This is a genomic window from Bradyrhizobium genosp. SA-3, assembly GCF_004212635.1.
Lineage (GTDB): Bacteria > Pseudomonadota > Alphaproteobacteria > Rhizobiales > Xanthobacteraceae > Bradyrhizobium.
Window position 1 is genome coordinate 43,642 of sequence record NZ_PSRT01000060.1, and the last position, 6,694, is coordinate 50,335.

4 protein-coding genes are annotated in these 6,694 nt (G+C 65.3%); 2 read left to right on the plus strand and 2 right to left on the minus strand.

The features are described from left to right. Positions 1 to 14: 14 nt before the first annotated feature. Entirely contained in the window at positions 15 to 1,493 is a 1,479-nt protein-coding gene (locus CWO91_RS21710) for a protein adenylyltransferase SelO (protein WP_130216115.1), read from the minus strand. 188 nt (positions 1,494 to 1,681) lie between these two features. On the opposite strand from CWO91_RS21710, the gene aspS reads away from it, so the two are divergent. After that, a complete protein-coding gene (aspS, locus tag CWO91_RS21715; protein ID WP_130216117.1) occupies positions 1,682 to 3,454 on the plus strand; it encodes an aspartate--tRNA ligase in 1,773 nt (590 codons plus the stop codon). A 206-nt stretch (positions 3,455 to 3,660) separates the two neighbouring features. Here aspS and CWO91_RS21725 read toward each other — a convergent pair whose 3' ends face one another. After that, a complete protein-coding gene (locus tag CWO91_RS21725) occupies positions 3,661 to 5,625 on the minus strand; it encodes a hypothetical protein (protein ID WP_165405615.1) in 1,965 nt (654 codons plus the stop codon). Between the two features lie 247 nt (positions 5,626 to 5,872). Between CWO91_RS21725 and CWO91_RS21730 the strand changes: the two genes are divergently transcribed. After that, on the plus strand, positions 5,873 to 6,694 hold an 822-nt coding region (locus CWO91_RS21730), incomplete at its 3' end, for a malic enzyme-like NAD(P)-binding protein (RefSeq protein ID WP_283810985.1).

Genomic DNA, 6,694 nt, shown 5'->3' on the forward strand with positions numbered 1-6,694 from the left:
GCACCGAGTTGTCGCTACGTCCCGCAAAACGTCTGCAGCACCCGCTGGTCCGGGAGCGGCGGATCGGCGTAGGCGGCAAACTCCGGCTGATCCTGGTACGGCCTGGCCAGCACCTTCACCAGCTCTTCGAACGGCGCGTAGTTGTCATCGTTCACGGCGGCCTGGATCACGGCCTCGACGCGGTGGTTGCGCGGGATAAACATAGGGTTGACGGCGTGCATCGCGGCTTTCCGCTCGGCCGGGGCCTGCGGCTCCAGGGCGATGCGCTCGCGCCAGCGCTTGGCCCACTCGTCGAAAACCGAGGGATCCATGAATTGCGCGCGGACGTCGGCGTTGCCGGACTCATCGCCTGCGGCCTCACCAAGCTTGCGGAAGGTGAGCGTGAAGTCGGCCTGGTTCTTGGCCATGGCATCGAGCAGGTCCTGGATCAGCGCCTCGTCGCCGTCCTGCTCCCTGAAGAGGCCGACCTTCTTGCGCAGGCCGGCCTGATAGGCCGCGCTGAATGTCTCGGCGAAGGCGCCGAGAATGTCCTGCGCTTCGGCCACCGCCTTCTCCTGGTCGTCGGAGAACAGCGGCAGCAGGCATTCGGCAAGCCGGGTCAGATTCCACAAGCCGATGCGCGGCTGGTTGGCATAGGCGTATCGGCCCATCTCGTCGATCGAGGAGAACACCTGCGCGGGATTGTAGGTGTCCATGAAGGCGCAGGGGCCGTAGTCGATGGTCTCGCCGGAGATGGACGTGTTGTCGGTGTTCATCACGCCGTGGATGAAGCCGACCAAGAGCCAGCGCGCGACCAGATCGGCCTGGCGCGCGACGACGCTCGCGAGCAGGGCGTGATAGGGCCGCTCGACATGCAGCAGTTCGGGATAATGGCGGGTGATGACGTGGTCGGCGAGCCGGCGGATCGCCTCGGTGTCGCGGCGGACGGCGAAGAACTGGAAGGTGCCGACGCGGATGTGGCTCGAGGCGACCCGCGTCAGCACCGCGCCGGGCAGCGCGGTCTCGCGGATAACGTGCTCGCCGGTGACGACGGCGGCGAGCGAGCGCGTGGTCGGGATCCCCAGCGCATACATCGCTTCGCTGACGATGTATTCGCGCAGGACCGGCCCGAGCGCGGCGCGGCCATCGCCGCGGCGAGAGAACGGGGTGGGGCCGCTTCCCTTGAGCTGGATGTCGCGGCGGACGCCGTCCTTGTCGATGACCTCGCCGAGCAAGATGGCGCGGCCGTCGCCAAGCTGGGGCACGAAATGCCCGAACTGGTGGCCCGCATAGGCCATGGCGATGGGATCGGCGCCGACGGGAACCGCCTTGCCGGCCAGGATTTCGGCGCCTTCCGGGGTCTCCAGCGCGTCTGGATCGAGCCCGAGCTGGACCGCCAGCGGCCGGTTCAGCTTGATCAGCCGGGGCGCTGCCACAGGGGTCGGCGCGACGCGGGCGAAGAAGCTGTCCGGCAGCGCCGAATACGAGTTCTGGAAGGGGAAATGCACCGTCATGGCCTCAAGATAGGGCTGGAACGCCTAATGGCAAAGGCTCGGCCCTTGAAAATGGGCGCATCTGGCCCAAAACAGCGCGTTCCCTTGGTTGCCGCCTAGGGTCTCGTCGGGTAAACCCTGCCGCAACTTCGGACCGGCCCTTACAGGCCGTTCGATTCGCTTCCTCCGACATTGATTTTGGGACGACCATGCATCGCTACCGGTCACATACATGCGGCGCGCTCCGCGAGAGCAACATCGGCGAGACGGTTCGCCTCTCGGGCTGGGTCCATCGCGTTCGCGACCATGGCGGCGTGCTGTTCATCGATCTGCGCGATCATTACGGTCTGACCCAGTGCGTGGTCGACCCGGACTCGCCGGCATTCTCGCTGGCCGAGAAGCTGCGCTCGGAATTTGTGGTACGGATGGACGGCAAGGCCCGCCGCCGCCCCCAAGGCACCGACAATGACGATTTGCCGACCGGCAAGGTCGAGGTCTACATCAGCGAGATCGAGGTGCTGGGCCCGGCCGGCGACCTGCCGCTGCCGGTGTTCGGCGACCAGGAATATCCCGAGGACATCCGCCTGAAGTACCGCTTCCTCGATCTGCGTCGCGAGAAGCTGCACCAGAACATCATGACCCGCATCGAAATCATCAAGTCGATGCGCAGGCGCATGGAGGGGCAGGGCTTCTTCGAGTTCAACACCCCGATCCTGACCGCGTCCTCGCCGGAGGGCGCGCGCGATTTCCTGGTGCCCTCGCGCATCCATCCCGGCAAATTCTACGCGCTGCCGCAGGCACCGCAGCAGTACAAGCAGCTGCTGATGATGTCGGGCTTCGATCGCTACTTCCAGATTGCGCCCTGCTTCCGTGACGAGGACCCGCGCGCTGACCGTCTGCCCGGCGAGTTCTACCAGCTCGACGTCGAGATGAGCTTTGTGACGCAGGACGACGTGTTCGCGGCGATGGAGCCTGTCATCACTGGCGTGTTCGAGGAGTTCGCGAGAGGAAAGCCGGTGACGAAGGGCTGGCGCCGGATTCCCTTCGCCGAGGCACTGCGCAAATACGGCAGCGACAAGCCGGACCTGCGCAATCCCATCGAGATGCAGGACGTCTCCGAGCATTTCCGCGGCTCCGGTTTCAAGGTGTTCGCGCGCATGCTCGAAGATCCCAAGAACCAGGTCTGGGCGATCCCGGCGCCGGGCGGCGGCAGCCGCGCCTTTTGCGACCGCATGAACTCGTGGGCGCAAGGCGAGGGCCAGCCCGGCCTCGGCTACATCATGTGGCGTGAGGGCGGCGAGGGTGCCGGTCCGCTCGCGAACAACATCGGTCTTGAGCGCACTGCCGCGATCCGCGCGCAGCTCGGCGTGAAGGAGGGCGATGCCGCCTTCTTCGTCGCCGGCGATCCCGACAAGTTCTGGAAGTTCTCCGGTTTGGCCCGCAACAAGGTCGGCGAGGAGTTGAACCTCACCGACAAGGAGCGGTTCGAGCTCGCCTGGGTCGTCGACTTCCCGATGTACGAGTACAACGAGGACGACAAGAAGGTCGATTTCTCGCACAACCCGTTCTCGATGCCGCAGGGCGGCCTGGAAGCGCTGAAGGGCCAGGACCCGCTGACCATCAAGGCGTTCCAGTACGACATCACCTGCAACGGCTACGAGATCGCCTCGGGCGGCATCCGCAACCACGTGCCGGAAGCGATGGTGAAGGCGTTCGAGATTGCCGGCTATGGCGAGCAGGAGGTGGTCGACCGCTTCGGCGGCATGTACCGCGCCTTCCAATACGGCGCGCCGCCGCATGGCGGCATGGCCGCGGGTGTCGACCGCATCGTGATGCTGCTGTGCGGCACCACGAATTTGCGCGAGATCTCGCTGTTCCCGATGAACCAGCAGGCCATGGACCTCTTGATGGGCGCGCCGTCGGAAGCCACCACCAAGCAGCTCCGCGAGCTGCACGTGCGGGTGAACCTGCCGCAGAAGTGAGGCTCTTTGCCTCTCCGCGCCCTTGTCCCGCCGAAGCTTCAGCGAAGGCGGATGCGGGGAGAGGCTGTCTCCACGTCGTCATTGCGAGCGCAGCGAAGCAATCCAGAGTCCCTCCGCGGAAAGATTCTGGATTGCTTCGTCGCAAGTGCTCCTCGCAATGACGAGGAGGAGAGCTTCGCCTTTCTCTCTCTTACAGCCTCGTCCTCTCACAACCCCGTCGACGCCTCGATCCTGAACTGCGCCAGCGCGACGATCGGGTCGTGGTTCAGGGCATCCATGAGCTGAACCAACGGCACCTTGCCGAGCGGTGTCAGCTTGACGGAGAGCGTTTGCCCCGAGGTCGCGACGAAGTCGGCGAGCGCGTCCGCCGCCGCCTTGGCGTCGAGATTGGCGGCCGCGATCTTCTCGCCCTGCGCCCGGATCATCTCGACGATGGCGCTGCGCGCGGCGTCGCGGCTGACATCCTGCATGCGCGAGAACTGCGCCACGACGAGATCGACGACGCCGCCGTCGCGCAGGGAGAGCTCGATCGCGCCGGTCTCGATTTGGCCGGCCTGGCTCACGGCCTGCATCGGATCGGCGGTGAACATCGTGCGCGGCACGTTGGCGAGCGCGAGGCGGGCCTGCGCCCGGGCGAGATTGCCGAGATCGATGGTGGCGGGCGCGAGCGCAAACGCACCTGACGATTCCGTCCAGGCCGCGCCGAGATCGAGGTTGATCGCGAGCTTGTCGACGCCCGCCATGACCAGTGGCCGCTGCGCCGGGTTGGCAGGATCGGTGGGGGTGACCATTTTCACGACCAGGTTGGCCTTGCTCGGGATCGATCCGACCAGCTGGCCCCAGTTCAGGCTGATCGTGTCGATGGTGACGAGCTGGCGCGTGTTCTTGTAGGGCGCCACGACGCCCTTGATCTCAGCGCCTTCGAGCACGCGGAACAGGCCCAGCAACTGATCGGGCGAGGGCGCCTGTCCGTGACCGCTGAGGTCTGCCGCCCAGCGCATCAGGTTTGCCGCGCTGAACGATTTCAGCGCGAAGCGCTCCATCTTGAACTGCCCCTGCGGGGACGGCGTATCGACGCCTTCGACCGCGAACTCGCCTTCCCGGTATCTGACGGCGTTGATCCTCGCCGTCCCTTGCGGCGTGCCCATCGACGTCTTGCCAACCTCGATCTTGCCGATGCGAAGGCCCTCATAGACCCCGGCGAGCTTCTCCATCATCTCGCGCGATTGCGCTTGTGTCGGGAGGACCGACCGGTCTGTCGGCATGAGCGCAACGATCTCGGCCGGCCGGAATTTTGACGGCTGCACCGCGATGTCCTCGAAGATGATCCCGTCGATGTCCATCCGCATGCCCTGGGTTGATTTGAGCACATAGGGGCCGGCCGAGATCTGCGTGTAGACGCGGTGGTAGCTGTCGTCGCCAGACTTCTGCGGACCCAGCGCCGCGGCGATCGCGGTCGCGTCGAAATCGTTGACGATGATGTTGGAGAGATCGCCGGTCAGCTTGTCCTGCTTGCCCGGCTGCGGCACGTCGATGGTGAAGACGGCCCGATCCGCCTTCATCGCATCGATCTTGCCGTGCTCGAGATGCTGGATCGCCAGCCCGGAATAGGCGACTTCGCCGCTGCCGGCGGCGCTGCCGCTCGCATCGAAGCTCATCGTCAGCGTCGGAGCCGTGACTGACGATGCCGTGACGTTTGCGTATTGATCGAGTACATAGCGGTAGATGTCGATCAGGGAGCCGCCCGTCGGCAAATTCCCGGCGTGAAGGGGGCCGGCATAGTCGCGCAGGGCGAGTTGCGGGATCTTGTAGGACGCCTTCAGCTTCGTGGGGCCGACCTGGTTCAGCGCGACTTCGAAACCCGTGACGTCGATGTTGTCGGCCGAGAACCTGATATCATCGACCAGGCGGACCCCCGTGCCTTTGATGCCGGCAATCTTGATCTGCGCCTGCTCGCCGGGAGCGATCGCGATGTCCTCGATCGTCACCGTGCGTGTGGGCAGATCGAAATCAATCTTGCCATGGCTCGCCTTGCCGCCGCTCGAACGGATCCTTTCGAACGCGGCCTCGACCTCGGCGGTGGCGCGATGCTTGGCGTAGAGGTTGAAGCCGAACCATCCGCCCGCTCCGAGCACGGCTGCCACGATCAGGCCGATCAGGATTCGCTTCATTCCCATGCTCCAGTTGCTCGTTTTGCACCGCGCAACCTGGCATATTCGCGAAACGCTATGCGGTCCAGGGAAAGCTATGGTTTTCAAGTATTTGACCACGCGTCCTGTTGATGGGGTCGCAATCGGATGTTGCCACCGGGGCGGCTGCCGTGCTTCATCCCGTTTCCATGGCCCGGAAATACCGTCCGCGCGGGCGGCCGCTCCGGTTCAGACATTTTGAGGCCGGTAACGCGAGGCGAAACACCGCATGTCGTCCTATTCTGATGATCTCCACCAGGCGGCGCTCGCCTATCACCGTCTGCCGCGGCCCGGAAAGCTCGAGATCCAGGCAAGCAAGCCGCTTGCCAACCAGCGCGACCTCGCGCTGGCCTATTCGCCGGGCGTCGCGGCCGCCTGCACCGAGATCGCCAAGAATCCCGCCGAGGCCGCCTCGCTCACCACCCGCGCCAATCTGGTCGCCGTGGTCTCGAACGGCACCGCCGTGCTCGGCCTCGGCAATATCGGCCCGTTGGCCTCCAAGCCGGTGATGGAGGGCAAGGCGGTCCTGTTCAAGAAATTCGCCGGCATCGACGTGTTCGACATCGAGATCGCCGCCGACACCATCGACCGCGTGGTCGAAACCGTGGCGGCGCTCGAGCCGACCTTCGGCGGCATCAATCTGGAGGACATCCGCGGACCGGAGTGCTTCGAGATCGAGGCGCGCTTGAAGGAGCGCATGAAGATCCCGGTCTTCCACGACGACCAGCACGGCACCGCCATCATCGTCGCCGCCGCCATCACCAACGGCCTCAGGCTCAACGGCAAGAAACTGTCCGACGTCAAGATCGTGGCGTCGGGGGCAGGGGCCGCGGCACTTGCGACGCTGAACCTGCTGGTGTCGATGGGCGCGCAGCGCAAGAACATCTGGGTTTGCGACATCGACGGCCTCGTGCACGAGGGCCGCAACACGTCGATGGATCGCTGGAAGGCGGTCTATGCGCAGAAGACCGACAAGCGCACGCTCGCCGACGTCATCGGCGACGCCGACATCTTCATCGGCCTGTCCGCGCCCGGCGTGCTCAAGCCTGAG